General features: G+C 60.7%; 15 protein-coding genes and 3 tRNA genes. 13 read left to right on the forward strand and 5 right to left on the reverse strand.

Going from position 1 to position 18,657, the window contains the following annotated elements:
* The first annotated feature begins 17 nt into the window (after positions 1 to 17).
* The gene (locus IEV38_RS03755; protein ID WP_229728610.1) at positions 18 to 920 is read left to right on the forward strand and encodes a DUF1853 family protein; all 903 of its coding nucleotides are present in this window, start codon (positions 18 to 20) and stop codon (positions 918 to 920) included.
* Between the two features lie 34 nt (positions 921 to 954).
* Here the strand turns inward: IEV38_RS03755 and lplT are convergent, their stop codons facing one another.
* A complete protein-coding gene (lplT, locus tag IEV38_RS03760) occupies positions 955 to 2,217 on the reverse strand; it encodes a lysophospholipid transporter LplT (protein WP_188394857.1) in 1,263 nt (420 codons plus the stop codon).
* A 147-nt stretch (positions 2,218 to 2,364) separates the two neighbouring features.
* Between lplT and alr the strand changes: the two genes are divergently transcribed.
* Entirely contained in the window at positions 2,365 to 3,444 is a 1,080-nt protein-coding gene (alr, locus tag IEV38_RS03765; protein WP_188394858.1) for an alanine racemase, read from the forward strand.
* Between the two features lie 26 nt (positions 3,445 to 3,470).
* A complete protein-coding gene (radA, locus tag IEV38_RS03770; protein ID WP_188394859.1) occupies positions 3,471 to 4,844 on the forward strand; it encodes a DNA repair protein RadA in 1,374 nt (457 codons plus the stop codon).
* 22 nt (positions 4,845 to 4,866) lie between these two features.
* Here radA and hpnE read toward each other — a convergent pair whose 3' ends face one another.
* From hpnE to hpnC, 3 genes are all read right to left on the reverse strand, one after another.
* Positions 4,867 to 6,189 carry a hydroxysqualene dehydroxylase HpnE gene (hpnE, locus tag IEV38_RS03775; RefSeq protein WP_188394860.1) on the reverse strand — a complete coding sequence of 441 codons (1,323 nt, stop codon included), beginning with the start codon at positions 6,187 to 6,189 and terminating at the stop codon, positions 4,867 to 4,869.
* A 16-nt stretch (positions 6,190 to 6,205) separates the two neighbouring features.
* Positions 6,206 to 7,039 (reverse strand): presqualene diphosphate synthase HpnD, encoded by an 834-nt coding sequence (gene hpnD / locus IEV38_RS03780; protein WP_188394861.1) that lies wholly within the window; start codon positions 7,037 to 7,039, stop codon positions 6,206 to 6,208.
* 88 nt (positions 7,040 to 7,127) lie between these two features.
* A complete protein-coding gene (gene hpnC, locus IEV38_RS03785; protein WP_188394862.1) occupies positions 7,128 to 7,961 on the reverse strand; it encodes a squalene synthase HpnC in 834 nt (277 codons plus the stop codon).
* Positions 7,962 to 8,229: 268 nt separating this feature from the next.
* Here hpnC and IEV38_RS03790 point away from each other — a divergent pair.
* The 9 genes from IEV38_RS03790 to IEV38_RS03830 all read left to right on the forward strand — a co-directional run bounded on the left by IEV38_RS03790 (position 8,230) and on the right by IEV38_RS03830 (position 17,261).
* Positions 8,230 to 8,316 (forward strand) — tRNA-Leu (locus IEV38_RS03790).
* Positions 8,317 to 8,345: 29 nt separating this feature from the next.
* Positions 8,346 to 9,692 carry a trigger factor gene (gene tig, locus IEV38_RS03795; RefSeq protein WP_188394863.1) on the forward strand — a complete coding sequence of 449 codons (1,347 nt, stop codon included), beginning with the start codon at positions 8,346 to 8,348 and terminating at the stop codon, positions 9,690 to 9,692.
* Between the two features lie 42 nt (positions 9,693 to 9,734).
* On the forward strand, positions 9,735 to 10,352 hold the full coding sequence (gene clpP / locus IEV38_RS03800) for an ATP-dependent Clp endopeptidase proteolytic subunit ClpP (protein ID WP_371869832.1): 618 nt from the start codon (positions 9,735 to 9,737) through the stop codon (positions 10,350 to 10,352).
* A gap of 152 nt (positions 10,353 to 10,504) precedes the next feature.
* The gene (clpX, locus tag IEV38_RS03805) at positions 10,505 to 11,776 is read left to right on the forward strand and encodes an ATP-dependent Clp protease ATP-binding subunit ClpX (protein ID WP_188394864.1); all 1,272 of its coding nucleotides are present in this window, start codon (positions 10,505 to 10,507) and stop codon (positions 11,774 to 11,776) included.
* A gap of 260 nt (positions 11,777 to 12,036) precedes the next feature.
* Positions 12,037 to 14,451 carry an endopeptidase La gene (lon, locus tag IEV38_RS03810; protein ID WP_188394865.1) on the forward strand — a complete coding sequence of 805 codons (2,415 nt, stop codon included), beginning with the start codon at positions 12,037 to 12,039 and terminating at the stop codon, positions 14,449 to 14,451.
* 246 nt (positions 14,452 to 14,697) lie between these two features.
* Positions 14,698 to 14,970, forward strand: a complete 273-nt coding sequence (locus IEV38_RS03815; protein WP_188380012.1) for an HU family DNA-binding protein — start codon at positions 14,698 to 14,700, stop codon at positions 14,968 to 14,970.
* A 96-nt stretch (positions 14,971 to 15,066) separates the two neighbouring features.
* A tRNA-Val gene (locus tag IEV38_RS03820) sits at positions 15,067 to 15,142 on the forward strand.
* 42 nt (positions 15,143 to 15,184) lie between these two features.
* A tRNA-Asp gene (locus IEV38_RS03825) sits at positions 15,185 to 15,261 on the forward strand.
* Between the two features lie 80 nt (positions 15,262 to 15,341).
* On the forward strand, positions 15,342 to 17,261 hold the full coding sequence (locus IEV38_RS03830) for a SurA N-terminal domain-containing protein (RefSeq protein ID WP_188394866.1): 1,920 nt from the start codon (positions 15,342 to 15,344) through the stop codon (positions 17,259 to 17,261).
* A 60-nt stretch (positions 17,262 to 17,321) separates the two neighbouring features.
* Here IEV38_RS03830 and IEV38_RS03835 read toward each other — a convergent pair whose 3' ends face one another.
* Positions 17,322 to 17,930, reverse strand: coding sequence for an arylesterase (locus tag IEV38_RS03835; protein WP_229728618.1), 609 nt, complete (start codon positions 17,928 to 17,930; stop codon positions 17,322 to 17,324).
* 37 nt (positions 17,931 to 17,967) lie between these two features.
* Here IEV38_RS03835 and IEV38_RS03840 point away from each other — a divergent pair, with 37 nt between their 5' ends.
* A complete protein-coding gene (locus IEV38_RS03840; RefSeq protein ID WP_188394868.1) occupies positions 17,968 to 18,651 on the forward strand; it encodes an ABC transporter ATP-binding protein in 684 nt (227 codons plus the stop codon).
* Positions 18,652 to 18,657: the final 6 nt, after the last annotated feature.

Here is an 18,657-nt window from a genome sequence, read left to right on the forward strand (position 1 = left end):
ATTTGCGCAATCGGCATGTGCGCGACCTCGCATGGTTGATCGATGCGCCCGACCTGTTCGACGCCGATGCTGTCGGCTGGCACGGCCGCATTGCATGCCTTGGCGAGGCGACGCCGCAGACCGACACCGCCTCCTTTCTCGATGCCCTCGACCGCGAGCCGACGCCATTGCTGGCCGCGCTCGATCTGCATGCGCATACGCGTCTGGGGCGTTATGCCGAATCGTTGATGGCTTTTTATCTGCGTTCGCAGGGCGTGCTGGTGGCGCATGGATTGCAGGTGCGCAGCGCGGACAGGCAGACGATAGGCGAGTTCGATTTTCTCGTACGCATCGGTGCCCAACTCGTGCACTGGGAGTTTGCGACCAAGTTCTATCTGCTGGAAGCAGGGGGATCCGGGCACGATGCGGATTACTTCGTCGGTCCCAATCTTGCCGATACGCTGGGCGCCAAGATGAACAAGATCTTCGAGCGGCAATTGAACCTGTCTTCGCATCCGGACGCGCAGGCGCTGCTCGCGGAGCCGGTGGCCCGCGCCCAGGCGTTCGTGAAAGGATGGTTGTTCTATCGAAGGCAGGGCATGCAGGCGCCCACGATAGATGGGTTGTCTTCCTCGCATTGCCGCGGATTCTGGTGTACGCAGACGGAATGGCGTGAAGCGCAATCGGCTTCATCCAGCTTGCGTCATATGGTTCTGCCGCGTCTGCAGTGGCTTGCGCCGGCGCGGGCGGAGACGCACGATACGTTGACACACGCGCAATTGCAGCAATGGCTGGCCCAGTATTTCGATGGTGACGACATGCCGATCATGGTGGCCTCGATGGCCGTGGATGGCATGCAAATGCATGAAGTGGAACGCGGTTTCGTGGTGCGCGACGACTGGCAGGAGCGCGCCAGCCGGCGCCTTGGGCTGGCGCGCTAGAGGGCAGAGCGGCAGGAAGTAATTGTTTTCTTGCTCAGTGCTTGGGTTCGCCGATCAGCGACAGCGAATCGTGCTCGCGCTGATTGGCGGCATGACGACGCATGATGAGCAGCATGATGCCGGCCACGAACAGGCCGAACAGACCGATCACGACATTGATGTTGAGATCTATCCGGACCATCAGCGCATACAGCAGCAGCATGGTCAGCACAGACAGGTTTTCATTGAAGTTCTGCACCGCGATCGAGTGGCCGGCGCTCATCAGCACGTGGCCGCGATGCTGGAGCAGCGCATTCATCGGCACCACGAAATAACCCGACAGTGCGCCGATCACGACCAGCAGCGGATAGGCAAACCAAACCGAATTCACCATCGTCATCGCCAGCACCACGAAGCCCATGATCACGCCCAGCGGCATGACGGTCAGCGATTTCTTCAGCGGCACGAAGCGTGCTGCCGCCACCGCGCCGAGCGCGACGCCGACCGCGACGATGCCCTGCAGGATGGCGGCCTTGTCGAGCGGCATGCCGAGCGAGCTTTCGGCCCACTTGAGGACGATGAACTGCAGCGTGGCGCCGGCGCCCCAGAACAGCGTGGTCACCGCCAGCGAAATCTGCCCGAGGCGGTCGCGCCAGAGCGTCATGAAGCAGCCGGCAAAGTCGCCGATCAGCTTGATCGGATTGCGTTCCTGGTGCGGATATCGCGCGCCGGTATCGGGAATCTTGAGGTTGAACAGCGCCGCCAGCACATAGGCGAGCGAGATGATGCAGAGTGCCGCCTCTGCTGCGGTCTCGATGCCGAAGTTGATGCCGGGAATATCGAACGACAGCAGGTAGGCCGATACCTTGGGATTGATGAGCGCACCGCCCATCACCGTGCCGAGGATGATGGAGGACACCGTGAGTCCCTCGATCCAGCCGTTGGCCGCCACCAGTTTTTCGGCAGGCAGCAGTTCGGTCAGGATGCCGTACTTGGCCGGCGAATAGGCGGCTGCACCAAAACCGACCACGGCGTAGGCGATCAGCGGATGGACGTCGAAGAACATCATGGTGCAGCCGACGATCTTGATCATGTTGGTGATGAACATGACGCGCCCCTTGGGCAACGCATCGGCGAAGGCGCCGACGAAGGCGGCCAGCAGCACGTAGGAAAGAACAAAGAACAGCTTCAGCAATGGCGTCATCCACTCGGGTGACTGCATCACTGTAAGTAGGGCGATTGCCGCAATGAGGAGGGCGTTGTCGGCGAGCGAGGAAAAGAACTGCGCCGCCATGATGGTGTAAAAACCGCGATTCATCCGATCCGATCTTGTTCTGGCTTTTTGTCTCTGTGCAGCTTTATACCATGAAAAGGGGAGGGGAATTAGCGGAATCATGCGCAAAAGAAAATGCCGGGCTCCGGTAGAATAGAGCTTGCCTGATTGACCATTCCTCCTTGTTTTTCCATGCCCAGACCGCTCGTCGCCACCGTCGATATCGCCGCACTCAAACACAATCTCGACGTGGCTCGCGCGCATGCGCCGGGCGCGCGCACGTGGGCGGTGGTCAAGGCCAACGCCTACGGCCACGGGCTGGAACGCGCGGTGCGCGGCTTTGCTGCCGCCGATGGGTTGGGACTGATCGAACCGGAGGGCGCGCTTGCCCTGCGCCGCCTGGGATGGAACAAGCGCATCCTGCTGCTGGAAGGCTGTTTCGACACGGAAGACCTGATGCAGTCCGCGCAGCATGGCGTCGATATCGTCGTGCATTCGCCGGAGCAGCTTGCCATGCTCGAACAGACGCAGCTCACGCAGGCAGTCGATGTGCACCTGAAGATCAACACCGGCATGAATCGCCTCGGTTTCGCGCCTGCCGTGTGCCGCGACATCCATGCACGCCTGCGGGCGATTCCGGCGGTGCGCTCGATTTCCTTCATCACCCATTTCGCCAACGCCGACGAGGATGCGCATGCCGTCCTGCCGGCAGCGGAGCAGCGTGCGCGCTTCGAGTCGGCCATCGCGGGACTCGGCGGCGAGCGCTGCCTGTCCAATTCGGCGGCCGACCTGCTGCATGCGGATTGCGCGGGCGACTGGGTGCGTCCCGGCATCATGCTGTACGGCGCCACGCCGTCGGCTGGATCGGCAGCTTCGTTCGGCCTGCGTCCGGCGATGACGCTGCGCAGCGAGATCATCGGCGTGCAGCACATCGACCGTGGCGACGCAGTCGGTTACGGCAGCACCTTCGTGGCCGATGGACCGATGACGATCGGCGTGGTCGCCTGCGGTTATGCCGACGGCTACCCGCGCCACGCGCCCAACGGCACGCCGGTGCTGGTGAACGGCGTGCGCACGCGCATGGTCGGGCGCGTGTCGATGGACATGATCACGGTCGATCTGACGCCGATCGCGCAAGCCGGTGTCGGCAGCGAGGTCGTGCTGTGGGGCGAGGGCTTGCCGATCGACGAGGTGGCGCGCGCGGCCGGTACCGTCGGCTATGAACTCATGTGCGCAGTGGCACCGCGCGTGCGCATGGCAGAGATCGGCTGACGCACAATTACAGTTAAAAGAAAACAATGGCCAAGGCAAAGACGAATTACACCTGTACCGAATGCGGCGGTAGCGCGCCCAAGTGGACCGGACAGTGCCCGGCATGCGGCGCATGGAACACGCTGGTCGAGACCGTGGTGGAGGCGGGTGGCAACAACCGTTTCTCCGGACAGCGGCAAGGACTCGCGCAGACTGCACCGGTATTGAGCCTGGCCGATATCGAGGCGATCGACGTGCCGCGCTTCGGCACCGGCATCGACGAATTCGACCGCGTGCTCGGCGGCGGCCTGGTGGCGGGCGGCGTGGTGCTGATCGGCGGCGATCCGGGCATCGGCAAATCGACGCTGCTGCTGCAGGCGCTGGCAAACCTCTCCAAACTCAAGAAAGTGCTGTATGTCAGCGGCGAGGAATCCGGCGCGCAGATCGCATTGCGCGCGCGGCGGCTGGCGGTGGACGGCAAGGACCTCAAGCTGCAGGCCGAGATCCAGCTCGAGAAAATCCTGGCCACGCTCGGCGAACAGAAGCCGGACGTGGCCGTCATCGATTCGATCCAGACTCTCTATTCCGATGCGCTGACCTCTGCGCCGGGTTCGGTGGCGCAGGTGCGCGAATGCGCGGCGCAACTGACGCGCGCCGCCAAGCAGAGCGGCGTGACCATCATCATGGTCGGTCACGTGACCAAGGAAGGTGCGCTGGCCGGTCCACGCGTGCTCGAGCACATCGTCGATACCGTGCTGTATTTCGAGGGCGATACGCATTCGAGCTTCCGCCTGGTGCGCGCGATCAAGAACCGCTTCGGTGCGGTCAACGAACTCGGTGTGTTCGCGATGACGGAAAAGGGATTGAAGGGCGTTTCCAATCCGTCGGCGCTGTTCCTGTCGCAGCACGACAATCCGGTGCCGGGCTCGTGCGTGATGGTGACGCAGGAAGGCACGCGCCCCTTGCTGGTGGAAATCCAGGCGCTGGTTGACTCCTCGCATGTGCCGAACGCGCGCAGGCTATCGGTCGGTCTCGAACAGAACCGGCTGGCGATGCTGCTGGCGGTCATGCATCGGCACGCGGGCGTCGCGGCCTTCGACCAGGATGTTTTCATCAACGCCGTCGGCGGCGTCAAGATCACCGAGCCGGCAGCCGACCTCGCCGTGCTGCTGGCGATCCATTCATCGATGCGCAGCAAGCCGCTGCCGCGCGGGCTCGTGGTATTCGGCGAAGTGGGACTGGCCGGTGAAATCCGCCCGGCACCGCGCGGCCAGGAACGCCTGCGCGAGGCAGCCAAGCTCGGTTTTTCGCTGGCGCTGATTCCGAAGTCGAATGCGCCCAAACAGAAGATAGAGGGCTTGACCGTGATCGGCGTCGAGCGCATCGACGAGGCGCTCAATCGCATTCGCGAACACGAATGACGATGGCGCTGTTGCGCGCCATCTAATCCGAAAAATGTTCGATCAATAGTGACGCCGCACGGCGTCCGCTACGCACCGCCGATTCGATGGTGGCCGGATACGGTCCGGCCAGGTAGTCGCCGGCCAGCACCAGATCGGGATAACTTGTCCGTTCTTCGATGCGTTGCAGGTTCGGCGTGCAAGAGAACGTTGCACGCTTCTCCGTGATGACCTGCGTCCACAGAGGCGAAGCCAATGCCGGCATGGCGAAGGCAGTCGCCAGTTGGCCGGCAATTGCCTTTGCCAGCTCACCCTGATTGCGTTCGCCGGCCGCGCTGGCGGTGCTGACGACCACAGCCAGCAAGCCATCCTGTTCGGCATCCAGCTGGCCGCGATCGAACACGAACTGTCCCCAGCGGCCTTGCGCCGGATCGTCGAGCAGCGCATGCATGGCGTGCTCGAGCCGCGTGCCCGGCGCATATCGCAGATAGCAGGTCGCGATCGGCTCGTGCTGCATGTCGGGCACGCCGTCCATCAGCGTGTCGGCCAACAGCGTGCGCGCGGCGGATGCCGAGGTCGCGACGACGATGCCGTCGAAAGCCTGGTCCGGTTGCGTGGCGGTGGACAGCGCCCATCCTTGTTCGTTACGCGCGATGCTGCGCACCGCCGTTCCGCTCCGCACGGTGCCGCCGCGCTGCTGCACGTAGTCCGCTGCCGGTACTGGAAACAGCGCGCTGAGATTTCGGCGCGGCACCAGCATGTCGGAGGCGCTGCGTTTTGCGCCCAGGCTGTCGCGCAGCACGTTCAGAAAGACCTGGGCCGACGCCTGTTCTGGCGGCGTGTTCAGTGCAGCGATGCACAGCGGGCGCCACATCAGGCGATACAGTCTTTCGGTCTGGTCGAAACGTTCGAGTAGCGTGATCACGCTGCAATCCTCGTGCAACTGCCAATCCATCCAGCGCGCACTGGTCGTGAAGCGCGCGAGCGCCAGCTTGTCCTCACGTGCGAGTCCCTTGGCACGCAGCAGGGCGGCCAGCAGATGCAGCGGCGCTGGCAGGCGCGGCGCGATGAAATCCATGCCGTCGTCGGCCAGCGGGTAACGCATCTGCAGCGGCAGGCGCAGGAAAGCCTGTCGCGTATCGACGCCGACCTTTTCCATCTGACGCAGGGTTTCGACATAGGCGCCGAGCAGGATGTGCTGACCATTGTCGAGCGAGTGCGAGCCGACGGACACCACGCGTGCGCGGCCGCCGAGTGCGCGTGCCGCTTCGAACACGGTCACGGCATGTCCTGCCTCGGCCAGCTCGACGGCAGCAGTGAAGCCGGCCCAACCGCCGCCGATGACGGCGATCGATGCGTGTTTCATGGAGGAAGCATGCGCATCAGCCGCGCACGTAGGTGATCCATGCGAGCCACAGCTTGCGGATCGGCGTCAGCGAGATGCGCTGGTTCAGCACATGGAAGCCGTCGCGTTCGATCTCGTTGAGCAAGGCACGATAGATGGATGCCATGATCAGGCCGGGACGCTGCGCGCGCCTGTCCTGCTTCGGCAGCAGCGAAAGCGCTTCGTCATAGCAATGCTGGGCGCGCTCGGCCTGGAACTGCATGAGTTTTACGAAATTTTCGGTGTGCTGTGCATTGAGGATGTCGGCTGCCGTGACGCCGAATTGCTGCAGTTCGTTGACCGGCAGATAGATGCGGCCCTTGCGCGCATCCTCGCCGACGTCGCGGATGATGTTGGTCAGCTGGAAGGCGAGGCCGAGTTTCTCCGCATATTCGAGCGTGCGCACGTCGGTCACTCCGAAAATCCGCGCCGACAGGATGCCGACCACGCTGGCGACGTGCCAGCAGTATTTGCGCAGGCCGGCGAAATCAAGATAGCGGGTCTGGTCGAGGTCCATCTCCATGCCGTCAACGATCGCCAGCAGGTGCGTGATTTCCAGCGAATAGGTTTCCAGATGCGGTTGCAGCGCCTTGGTGACGGGATGCGTGGGCGTGCCGTTGATCATGGTGCCGATCTCGGTGCGCCACCAGGCGAGCTTGGCGCGTGCGACAGAGACGTCGGTGCAGTCGTCCACCGTGTCATCGACTTCGCGGCAGAAGGCGTAGAGCGCCGTGATCGCGCGCCGGCGTTCGGGCGGAAGAAAGAGAAAGCTGTAATAGAAACTTGAGCCGCTCTGGGCTGCTTTTTGCTGGCAGTATTCGTCGGGGGACATGGAGTCTGTGGCGCCTGGGCGGAAACAAGCCGCTATGCTAGCCGACTCGCACCCTCAGGACAAATAAACTGTGTATGCGCGAGGCAAATCAGGACGACATCCGTTGCGCGGTTTTCATGCGGCTGGCGCGCCAGGTCATGTGCAGCCAGTCGCTCGGCCCAAGGCGCGGTCGGTGGCGGAAAACATCGTAGTCGGCCTGCTCGATGGCTTCGAGGATGCGCAGGCCGCCCTGCACCACGAGTCGCAGTTCCCAGCCGATGCGACCCGGCAGCCGCAAGGCAAGCGGGGCGCCGGACAGCAGCAGGGCGCGGGCGCGCGTCACCTCGAATTGCATCAATGCATGCCAGGCTGCGTCGCATCGCTGTTCGGCGATATGGGCTTCGCATACGCCGAAGGTTCGCATGTCGTCCTGCGGCAGATAGATGCGCTGTTTCTGCCAGTCGATCGCCACATCCTGCCAGAAGTTGATCAGTTGCAAGGCCGAGCAGATGGCATCGCTGTCGTGCAGATTCTGCTCGGTGGCCGCGTCATAGAGATGCAGCATAAGCACGCCGACCGGGTTGGCCGAACGCCGGCAATAGTCGAGCAGGGTGGCGAAGTCGTCGTAACGCGTGGTGACCACATCCTGTTCGAAGGCCGACAGCAGATCGAGAAAGGGTTGCAGCGGCAGACGGTATTCGGCAATCACGCCTGCCAGTGAACGGAACAATTCGGTTTGCGGCTGCTCTCCTGCGGCGATTCTGTCCAGCTCGATGCGATAGGCTGCCAGCGCAGCGCAGCGTTGCTCCGGTGTGGCATCGCCTTCGTCGGCCAGGTCATCGGCACTGCGCGCGAAGGCATAGATGATCTGCACCGGCGCGCGCAGGTGCCGCGGCAGGAGAATGGAGGCAACGGGAAAGTTTTCGTAATGATCGGCGGACATGGGGCAGGAGGGCGCAGGCGGAAGACGCAGGGTATGCGCATGGTAAATGAAATTGCCGGAGCGGCAATCCATTGCGCGCAGGGAAACAGGCCGCAGACAGCGATATGGACGGGCAGGCAATGGTCGGAATGTCAAAAATCAATGCAGCCTATCCAAAATCCGTTAAAATCGCGTGTTGAAGTCGAGCAGCCGATGAAAAGGCCAACCGGGCGACCCCATTTTCACTTCGCGGTCGCCCTTTGCTTTTTATCCGCTCCCAGTACATCCGGCGAGGATGGCGAAATTGGTAGACGCACCAGGTTTAGGTCCTGACGCCAGCAATGGTGTGGGGGTTCGAGTCCCCCTCCTCGCACCATAGAATTCTTTATTTTTTGGACAATTAACATGGCAACTGCAGTCGAAACTCTGGACAAACTCGAACGCCGTATCACGATCACGGTGCCGCTGGCTGATGTGCAGGCGGAAGTGGAAAAACGCCTCAAGGTTCAAGCCCGCAAGGCGAAGGCGCCGGGGTTCCGCCCGGGCAAGGTGCCGATGAAGATGGTGGCCGCCCAGTACGGCTACCAGATCGAGAACGACGTCCTGAACGACAAGGTCGGCCAGGCATTCAACGCCGCCACCAACGAGAACAACCTGCGTGTGGCCGGTTTCCCGAAGATCGAAGCCAAGTCGGACGACGTGGCCGAAGGCACGGTTGCCTTCAACGCGACCTTCGAGGTCTATCCTGAGGTGAAGATCGGCGACCTGTCGGCTGCCGACGTCGAGAAGACCGTGGCCGAAGTCAGCGAAGCCGAGATCGACAAGACCATCGACATCCTGCGCAAGCAGCGCGTGCACTACCACGTCAAGGGCGAACAAAGCGCGCATGGCGACGGCGGCGGTGACCTGACCGCGCAGAATGGCGACCGCGTGACCATCGATTTCGTCGGCACCATCGACGGCGTCGAATTTCAGGGCGGCAAGGCCGAAGACTACGCGTTCGTGCTCGGCGAAGGTCGCATGCTGCCGGAGTTCGAAGCCGGCACGCTGGGCCTGAAGGTCGGCGAATCGCGCACCTTCCCGCTGTCATTCCCGGCCGATTATCACGGTGCGGACGTTGCCGGCAAGACGGCTGAATTCAAGGTCACGCTGAAGCAGATCGAATGGGCGCACCTGCCGGAAGTCGATGCCGAATTCGCCAAGTCGCTCGGCATCCCCGATGGCGATCTGGGCAAGATGCGCGACGACATCAAGGTCAACCTGCAGCGCGAGGTCAGCAGCCGCGTCAAGGCGCGCACCAAGGAAAGCGTGATGGACGCGCTGATCAAGATCAGCGAACTCGACGTGCCGAAGGCGCTGATCGACCAGGACGTCGAACGCCTGATGGAAATGACGCGCCAGGACATGCAGCAGCGCGGCATGAAAGTCTCCGATACGCCATTCCCGCGCGAACTGTTCACCGAGCAGGCGGAACGCCGCGTGCGTCTCGGCCTGATCCTGGCCGAAGTCGTCAAGGCCAACGAACTGCAGGCCAAGCCGGAGCAGGTCAAGGCGCAGGTCGAGGAATTCGCGCAGAGCTACGAAGACCCGCAGCAGGTTCTGAAGTACTATTTCAGCGATCGCAGCCGCCTAGCAGAGGTGGAAGCTCTTGTATTGGAAGAAAACGTCGTCAATTACGTGCTTGGCAAAGCCAAGGTCGCCGAGAAGACGGTCGCCTTCGACGAATTGATGGGCAACAACGTACAGGGTTGATGAACCCTGTACCTATCCAGGGGAAAGCACATGACATTTAGCATGAACCGTACTTCCGCTCTCGATACCGACATGCTCGGTATGGTGCCGATGGTGATCGAGCAGAGCGGCCGCGGCGAGCGCGCGTACGATATCTATTCGCGCCTGCTCAAGGAGCGCATCGTTTTTCTGGTCGGTCCGGTCAATGACCAGATGGCCAATCTGATCGTTGCGCAATTGCTGTTCCTGGAAAGCGAGAATCCGGACAAGGATATTTCGCTGTACATCAACTCGCCGGGTGGTTCGGTATCGGCCGGCATGGCAATTTTCGACACGATGCAGTTCATCAAGCCGAATGTATCGACGCTGTGCACGGGCCTGGCCGCATCGATGGGTGCCTTCCTGCTGGCTGCCGGCGAGAAGGGCAAGCGTTTCTCGCTGCCCAACTCGCGCATCATGATTCACCAGCCGTTGGGCGGTGCGCAGGGTCAGGCGTCCGACATCGAAATCCAGGCGCGCGAAATCCTCTATCTGCGGGAACGTTTGAACGGCATCCTTGCCGAACGGACGGGCAAGTCGATCGAGGAAATCAGCAAGGATACCGATCGCGACAACTTCATGTCGGCCGAGGCGGCCGTCAGCTACGGCCTGATCGATCAGGTGCTGGCGCACCGGGAGTAATTTCCCCGATGCATCCCTTGGACGCCCGGACGATGCAACGTGCCGGGCGTTTTTGTTTTCGGTATTGCATCACGGGAAACAGAACCCTTGCGTGACGAATTCCCGATTCGCAGGTAATATCAAATCCGTACTCAACCAGAGAAACCCGCACCATGTCAGACAAGAAATCCTCCAGCGGCGAGAAACTGCTTTACTGTTCGTTCTGCGGCAAGAGCCAGCACGAAGTAAAGAAGCTGATCGCCGGCCCGTCGGTGTTCATTTGCGATGAGTGCATCGACCTCTGCAACGACATCATTCGCGACGAGGCATCGAGTGTCGAGACCGTGGGCGGTGCGCCGCGCAGCGATCTGCCGACGCCGCAGGAGCTGTGCGAACTGCTCGATCAATATGTGATCGGTCAGAATTCCGCCAAGCGCATCCTGTCGGTTGCCGTCTATAACCACTACAAGCGCCTGCGTCACCTCGGCAAGAAGGACGACATCGAGCTGGCCAAGAGCAACATCTTGCTGGTCGGTCCGACCGGTTCCGGCAAGACGCTGCTGGCGCAGACGCTGGCGCGCACGCTCGATGTGCCGTTCGTGATCGCCGATGCGACCACGCTGACCGAAGCCGGCTACGTCGGCGAGGACGTCGAGAACATCATCCAGAAGCTGTTGCAGAGCTGCAATTACGAAGTCGAGAAGGCGCAGAAAGGCATCGTCTATATCGACGAGATCGACAAGATTTCGCGCAAGTCCGACAACCCGTCGATCACGCGCGACGTCTCGGGCGAAGGTGTGCAGCAGGCGCTGCTCAAGCTGATCGAAGGCACCATGGCATCGGTGCCGCCGCAGGGCGGACGCAAGCATCCGAACCAGGATTTCGTGCAGATCGATACGACCAACATTCTGTTCATTTGCGGCGGCGCCTTCGACGGCCTGGCCAAGATCATCTCCGAACGTTCGGAAAAGAGCGGCATCGGCTTCTCGGCCAGCGTCAAGAGCCGCGAGGAGCGCACGGCCAGCCAGGTGATGATGGATACCGAGCCTGAAGATCTGGTCAAGTTCGGCCTGATTCCGGAGCTGGTCGGCCGTCTGCCGGTGATCGCGACCTTGCGCGAACTCAACGAGGAGGCGCTGATCCAGATCCTGGTCGAACCCAAGAACGCGCTGATCAAGCAGTACACCAAGCTGCTGCAGATGGAAGGCGCCGAGCTCGAAATCCGTCCGGCCGCGCTGCAGGCGATTGCGAAGAAGGCGATCGCCCGCAAGACCGGCGCACGCGGCTTGCGTTCGATTCTCGAGCATGCCTTGCTGGATGTCATGTTCGAGCTGCCGAGCGAGCAGGATGTCGCCAAGGTGGTCATCGACGAGGGCACCATCACCAACGGTGCCAAGCCTTTGCTGATTTACCATGAGCAACCCAAGGTTTCGGGTTCCAAATAAGGCATAGGCAAAACAGGAAAATATCCTCATAAAGCATGGGGAAATAGCGAAAAACAGGCCAAAAAGGCCTGTTTTTCGTTTGAAAAGCAGTACAATGAAGCCGAGCAGAACACTTTTCAGGCTTCCATCGCAAAGCCACTTCGAAGATTCCTTCGCAAGTGGCTTTTTTGTTGGCTGAATCGTCTTTTTGTTTGCTGTCCGGGCTTGTGTTTTGGCCTTTCGCGCCAACATCATCAACACGTTTATCGATAAGGCTCGCCATGACGACTACACCATCACTCGAACAAACCCAATTGCCGTTATTGCCACTGCGGGATGTCGTTGTCTTTCCGCACATGGTGATTCCGCTTTTCGTCGGTCGTCCCAAGTCCATCAAGGCGCTCGAAGCCGCCATGGAGCAGGGCAAGAGCATCATGCTTGCGGCCCAGAAGGCCGCCGCCAAGGACGAACCGTCCGCATCCGACATCTATGAAATCGGTTGCGTCGCCAACATTCTGCAAATGCTGAAGCTGCCCGACGGCACCGTGAAGGTGCTGGTCGAAGGCGCGCAGCGTGCGCGCATTCATCACATCAGCGAACTCGACACGCATTTCATCGCCGACCTGACGACCATCGAATCCGAAGCTGGCGACGAGTCGGAAGTCGAGGCGATGCGCCGTGCGATCGTCCAGCAGTTCGACCAGTACGTCAAACTGAACAAGAAGATTCCGCCGGAGATCCTGACTTCTCTGGCAGGCATCGACGATGCCGGTCGCCTGGCCGACACGATCGCCGCGCACCTGCCGCTCAAGCTCGAGCAGAAACAGGTCATCCTCGAAATCTTCGACGTCGCCAAGCGCTACGAGCATCTGCTCGGCCAGCTCGAAGGCGAACTCGACATCCTGCAGGTGGAAAAACGCATCCGTGGCCGCGTCAAGCGCCAGATGGAAAAGTCGCAGCGCGAGTACTACCTGAACGAGCAGGTCAAGGCGATCCAGAAGGAACTGGGCGAGGGCGAGGACGGTGCCGATCTCGAGGAACTCGAGAAGAAGATTGTCGCCGCCAAGATGCCCAAGGAAGCGCTGGCGAAAGTGCAGAGCGAGCTCAAGAAGCTCAAGCTGATGTCGCCGATGTCGGCCGAGGCGACGGTGGTGCGCAACTATATCGACACCCTGATCGGCTTGCCGTGGAAGAAGAAGTCCAAGGTCAACAACGATCTGGCGAACGCCGAGAAGGTGCTCGAAGCGGATCACTATGGTCTCGACAAGATCAAGGAACGCATCCTCGAATATCTCGCTGTGCAGCAGCGCGTCGACAAGGTCAAGGCGCCGATCCTGTGCTTCGTCGGTCCGCCGGGTGTCGGCAAGACCTCGCTCGGTCAGTCGATCGCGCGCGCGACCAACCGCAAGTTCGTGCGCATGGCGCTCGGCGGCGTGCGCGACGAGGCCGAGATTCGCGGCCACCGTCGTACCTACATCGGTTCGATGCCGGGCAAGATTCTGCAAAGCCTGGCCAAGACCGGTGTGCGCAATCCGCTGTTCCTGCTCGACGAGATCGACAAGCTCGGTACCGATTTCCGTGGCGATCCGTCGTCGGCGCTGCTCGAGGTGCTCGATCCCGAACAGAACCACACGTTCTCGGATCACTACGTGGAAGTCGATTTCGATCTGTCGGACGTAATGTTCGTCGCGACCTCGAACTCGTACAACATTCCGCCGGCCCTGCTGGACCGCATGGAAGTCATTCGCCTGTCGGGTTATACCGAGGACGAAAAGACCAACATCGCGCAGCGCTACCTGCTGCCCAAGCAGATCAAGAACAATGGTCTGAAGGAAGACGAGATCAGCATCAGCGAAGCGGCGATCCGCGACATCATTCGCTACTACACGCGCGAAGCCGGTGTGCGTTCGCTCGAGCGCGAGATTTCGAAGATCTGCCGCAAGGTCGTGAAGATGTTGCTGCTGAAGAAGCAGGAGCGCAAGGTCACGGTCACGCCGCGCAATATCGACAAGTTCCTCGGTGTGCGCCTGTTCGATTTCGGCGTGGCGGAAAAGGAAAATCAGGTTGGCCAGGTGGTCGGACTTGCATGGACCGAGGTCGGCGGCGATCTGCTGACGATCGAATCGGTGAGCATGCCGGGCAAGGGCAACATCATTCGTACCGGCACGCTGGGCGATGTGATGAAGGAGTCGATCGAGGCGGCCCGCACGGTGGTGCGCAGCCGTGCGAAGAAGCTCGGCATCAAGCCTGCCGTATTCGAGAAGAGCGACATCCATATCCACGTGCCGGAAGGTGCGACGCCCAAGGACGGTCCGTCCGCCGGTATCGCGATGACGCTGGCGATGGTGTCGGTCTTCACCGGTATTCCGGTACGTGCCGACGTCGCGATGACGGGCGAGATCACGTTGCGCGGTGAAGTGCTGCCGATCGGCGGTCTGAAGGAAAAACTTCTTGCCGCGCATCGTGGCGGCATCAAGACCGTGCTGATTCCCGAGCAGAACGTCAAGGATCTTGCCGAGATTCCCGACAACGTGAAAAACAAGCTCGAGATCGTACCTGTGCGCTGGATCGACAAGGTGCTCGAAGTCGCACTGGAGCGCGCGCCGGAGCCGTTGTCCGACGAGGAGATCGCCGAGATCGACAGTGCCATCTCGAAGGCGGCAGAAACGCCGGACTCGTCGCACGTCAAGCATTGATTCCGCGAACCAATGAAAGCGCTCTTCGGAGCGCTTTTTTTTATGCAGAGGCAGAAGGGCAGGCGTTTGCACACGCAAACGAGTGCAAACATCAGGGTTTTCAGAGGAGAATCTTCGGAAAACCGCTTGACACATGGCGTTGCCGCTTGTTTAATACTTGCTGCAGATTTTGCTGCCACCGCACGATCGTGATGCCTGACCTGGTGTGCGCGATGTGCGGCATTCAACCTTTTTGAGGGGACGTAAGTGAACAAAACCGAATTGATCGACCACATTGCTGGTTCCGCCGATATTTCCAAAGCTGCTGCAACGCGTGCACTCGACTCCATCATCGGTGCAGTCAAGACCACGCTCAAAAAGAACGGCACCGTGACCCTCGTTGGTTTCGGCACGTTCTCGGTTGGCAAACGCGCAGCGCGTACCGGCCGCAACCCACGCACTGGCGAAGCGATCAAAATCAAATCGGCAAAAGTGCCCAAGTTCAAACCGGGCAAGGCACTGAAAGACGCCGTCAACTGATGCAAATTGCGTAGTGCAAATTACGCGCACATGTTGTAAAATCTTTTTTCTTTGCGGCGTGGTGACAACGCTGTATGTTTGACGGGTCAAGCGCTTGGGTGCTTAGCTCAGTTGGTAGAGCGGCGCCCTTACAAGGCGTAGGTCGGGAGTTCGAGCCTCTCAGCACCCACCACCAACGCTCCGTCAGACTCGCAAGGAATATTCAAGCAGTTCAGGAGTGGTAGTTCAGTCGGTTAGAATACCGGCCTGTCACGCCGGGGGTCGCGGGTTCGAGTCCCGTCCACTCCGCCAAGAAAAAGAAAAGGCGAACGCAAGTTCGCCTTTTTTCACATCCAACGCATGAATCGTGCTTTATCCGTGATTGGTTAGTCATGTTCGAATATATCCGTTCCCATCAGCGCCTGATGATGCTGCTTCTGCTGCTGATCATCTTTCCTTCGTTTGCATTCTTCGGGCTGGAAAGCTACATGGGCATGGGCGATGCCCGCGATACCGTGGCCAAGGTTGACGGCAAGGAAATCTCGCAGCAGGAACTCGACAACGCACAGCGCGAGCAGGCAGAACGCATGCGCCAGATGTTTGGTGGTCAGTTCGATTCGAGCATGCTCGATACGCCGGAAGCGAGGAAGGAAATTCTCGACGATCTGATCGCGCGCCGTGTGCTGGCCGCCGAGGCGCGTCGCAATGCGTTGACGGTATCGGATCGTTCGCTGCAGCAGACCATCGCCGGCATGGGCGGTCTTACGCTGCCGGACGGCAGGTTCGATCTCGAGCGTTACAAGGCGCTGCTGGCAGCGCAGGGCATGACGCCCGAGATGTTCGAAGCCAGCCTGCGACAGGACATGGCGATCCAGCAGGTCAATGCCGCGATCCAGAACACCGCCTTTGCTCCGGTTTCCCTGGCGCAGCGTCTTTCGGAACTGAACGAGCAGGAGCGTGAGGCGCAGCAGCTCGTCTTCAAGGCGGCTGATTACGCGAAGCAGGTCGAGGTGACCGACGAGGCGCTGCAGTCCTATTACGCGCAGAGCAACGAATTCAACGTGCCGGAACGCGTCAAGGCCGAATACGTGGTGTTGAGCGCCGATGCGCTGACGTCGCAGATCACGGTCAGCGATGCGGACATCGAGTCGTACTACGAACAGAACAAGTCGCACTACGGCACGCCGGAGCAGCGCCGCGCCAGCCACATCCTGATCGCGGTCGACAAGAACGCGCCGCAGGCCGAGCAGACTGCCGCGAAGGAAAAGGCCGAGAAGCTGCTGGCCGAAGTGAAACAGAACCCGCAGCAGTTTGCCGAGCTGGCAAAACAGAATTCCGATGATCCCGGTTCGGCCGAGCGCGGCGGCGATCTGGATTTCTTCTCGCCGGGCATGATGGTCAAGCCTTTCGAGGATGCTGCGTTCAAACTCAAGCAAAACGAGATCAGCGATCTGGTGCAGTCCGATTTCGGCTATCACATCATCAAGGTAACGGCCATCAAGCAGGCGGCAGCGCGTCCGCTGGCGGAAGTGAAGAACGAGATCGGCAACGAGATTCGCAAACAACTGGTGGCGAAGAAGTTTGCGGAAACCGCCGAAGTGTTCAACGACACCGTGTATGAGCAGTCGGAGAGTTTGAAAGCGGTGGCCGACAAGCTGCAGTTGAAGATTCAGACGGTCGACAATCTGTCCCGTCAGGCCGATCGCAATGCGGGCGATGCGCCGTACAACAACCAACGTTTCCTGTCGGCGCTGTTCGCCGACGATTCCCTGCGCAACAAGCGCAATACCGAGGCTGTGGAAGTTGCACCCAACACCTTGATCGCGGGACGTGTGGCCGAATACACGCCAGCCAGCAAGCGCCCGTTCGAGCAGGTGAAGGCCGCGGTGCGTGAGCGCGTCATTCAGCGCGACGCCATGGCGCTGGCCAAGGCAGCGGGCGAAGCCAAACTGGCGGCGTTGAAGGAGAAGGATGATGCAGCAGGTTTCGGTGCGACGCAGACGTTCTCGCGCGCCAGGGCGCAGGGTGTCAATCCGGCGTTGTTTGTCGCGGTCATGAAGGCCGATACCGGCACCTTGCCATCCTATGCCGGCGTCGAATTGCCGAATCAGGGATATACCGTGATTCGTCTCACGCGCGTGGTGCAGCCGACCAATATCGATACGGCCAAGCGCGATGCGGAAAAACAGCAGATTGCCGAAGTGCTGGCAGAGGAAGAGACCCTGGCCTATATCGAAGCGTTGAAGGAGCGTGCCAAGGTGAAGATTCTCAAGCCGATCGCGGCCAAGTCGCAGGATGGCGAGCAGGAGTGATCCGAATCGAAGAATAAAAAAAGCCGCATGATGCGGCTTTTTTTATTGCGAGATCAGTCTTCACTTTGCGATCAGCGGTTTGATGCGTGGCCAGATGTTATCGAGAATGATGGGATGCGCCGCTGGTGCCGGATGAATGCGATCGGGCTGGAATAGTTCCGGTTTTTCTGCGACGCCCTTCAGCATGAAGGGAACCAGTGCAGCACCGGTTTCCTTGGCCACCGCAGGGAACACGGCAGCGAACTGCCTGGTGTAATCGCCGCCGTAGTTGGGCGGGATTTGCATGCCGACCAGCAGTACCTTGGCCTTGACGGCCTGCGCGCTCTTGACCATGTTCAGCAGGTTGTCGCGCGTGGAGGAAAGAGGCAGGCCGCGCAGGGCATCGTTGCCGCCAAGCTCGACCACCACCACATCAGGCTTGTGACGTTCGAGCAGCCCTTGCAGGCGGGCGCGTCCGCCGCTGGTGGTTTCGCCGCTGATGCTGGCATTGACGATGGTGCCCTGGATCTTTTCGGCAGCCATGCGCTGTTGCATCAACTGAACCCAGCCTTCGCCGCGCTGCAGGCCGTATTCGGCGGACAGGCTGTCCCCGAGCACGACGATGACTTTTGATGCAGAATAGGCGTTCACCGATAACGCCAGCAACGCAACCGCCAGCGTTGCGCGCATCGTCTTCCCGATCTGGAAACTCCTGAAAACAACCTGCATGCCTGAATCCTCTCTCTCGTATCCTGCGATCGAAGCAATCAACCTGACAAAACGTGTGGCCGATGCAACGGGTGAACTGACCATCCTGCATGGCATCGATTTTACCGTGCAAGCCGGCGACACGCTGGCCATCGTCGGTGCATCAGGTTCGGGAAAGTCAACCTTGCTGGGTCTGCTGGCGGGACTGGATACGCCCTCAAGCGGTACGGTGAAGCTGGGCGGCATCGATATCTTCGAACTCGACGAGGATGGCCGTGCCGGTTTGCGCAAGGCGCAGCTCGGTTTCGTGTTCCAGTCGTTCCAGTTGCTTGGCCACTTGAACGCGCTCGAGAACGTGATGCTGCCGCTCGAATTGCGCAGCGATCCGGCGGCGCGCAGCAAGGCCGAATCGATGCTGGCGCGCGTGGGTCTGTCGAGTCGTCTCAAGCATTATCCGAAATATCTGTCGGGCGGAGAGCAGCAGCGCGTGGCGCTGGCGCGCGCCTTCGTCAGCGAGCCGCCGCTGCTGTTTGCCGACGAGCCGACCGGCAGTCTCGATGCCGCGACCGGCGAGTCGGTGATCCGCCTGATGTTCGAGTTGAACGAGGAACGCAATTCGACGCTGGTACTGGTGACCCACGATCCTTCGATCGCGGCACTGTGCAAACGCACGATCACGATTGCAGCTGGCCGCCTGGCCTGAATTTTT

It is taken from the genome of Oxalicibacterium flavum (genome assembly GCF_014635065.1).
Taxonomy (GTDB): Bacteria; Pseudomonadota; Gammaproteobacteria; order Burkholderiales; family Burkholderiaceae_D; genus Oxalicibacterium; species Oxalicibacterium flavum.

Excerpts from the sequence above, each read along its gene's own strand:
- IEV38_RS03835 (WP_229728618.1), bottom strand. The coding sequence starts at position 17,930 with ATGCGCGCAACGCTGGCGGTTGCGTTGCTGGCGTTATCGGTGAACGCC.
- IEV38_RS03840 (WP_188394868.1), top strand. The coding sequence starts at position 17,968 with ATGCCTGAATCCTCTCTCTCGTATCCTGCGATCGAAGCAATCAACCTG.
- tig (WP_188394863.1), top strand. The coding sequence starts at position 8,346 with ATGGCAACTGCAGTCGAAACTCTGGACAAACTCGAACGCCGTATCACG.
- lplT (WP_188394857.1), bottom strand. The coding sequence starts at position 2,217 with ATGAATCGCGGTTTTTACACCATCATGGCGGCGCAGTTCTTTTCCTCG.
- hpnD (WP_188394861.1), bottom strand. The coding sequence starts at position 7,039 with ATGTCCCCCGACGAATACTGCCAGCAAAAAGCAGCCCAGAGCGGCTCA.
- hpnC (WP_188394862.1), bottom strand. The coding sequence starts at position 7,961 with ATGTCCGCCGATCATTACGAAAACTTTCCCGTTGCCTCCATTCTCCTG.
- IEV38_RS03830 (WP_188394866.1), top strand. The coding sequence starts at position 15,342 with ATGTTCGAATATATCCGTTCCCATCAGCGCCTGATGATGCTGCTTCTG.
- clpP (WP_371869832.1), top strand. The coding sequence starts at position 9,735 with ATGAACCGTACTTCCGCTCTCGATACCGACATGCTCGGTATGGTGCCG.
- clpX (WP_188394864.1), top strand. The coding sequence starts at position 10,505 with ATGTCAGACAAGAAATCCTCCAGCGGCGAGAAACTGCTTTACTGTTCG.
- lon (WP_188394865.1), top strand. The coding sequence starts at position 12,037 with ATGACGACTACACCATCACTCGAACAAACCCAATTGCCGTTATTGCCA.
- hpnE (WP_188394860.1), bottom strand. The coding sequence starts at position 6,189 with ATGAAACACGCATCGATCGCCGTCATCGGCGGCGGTTGGGCCGGCTTC.
- radA (WP_188394859.1), top strand. The coding sequence starts at position 3,471 with ATGGCCAAGGCAAAGACGAATTACACCTGTACCGAATGCGGCGGTAGC.
- alr (WP_188394858.1), top strand. The coding sequence starts at position 2,365 with ATGCCCAGACCGCTCGTCGCCACCGTCGATATCGCCGCACTCAAACAC.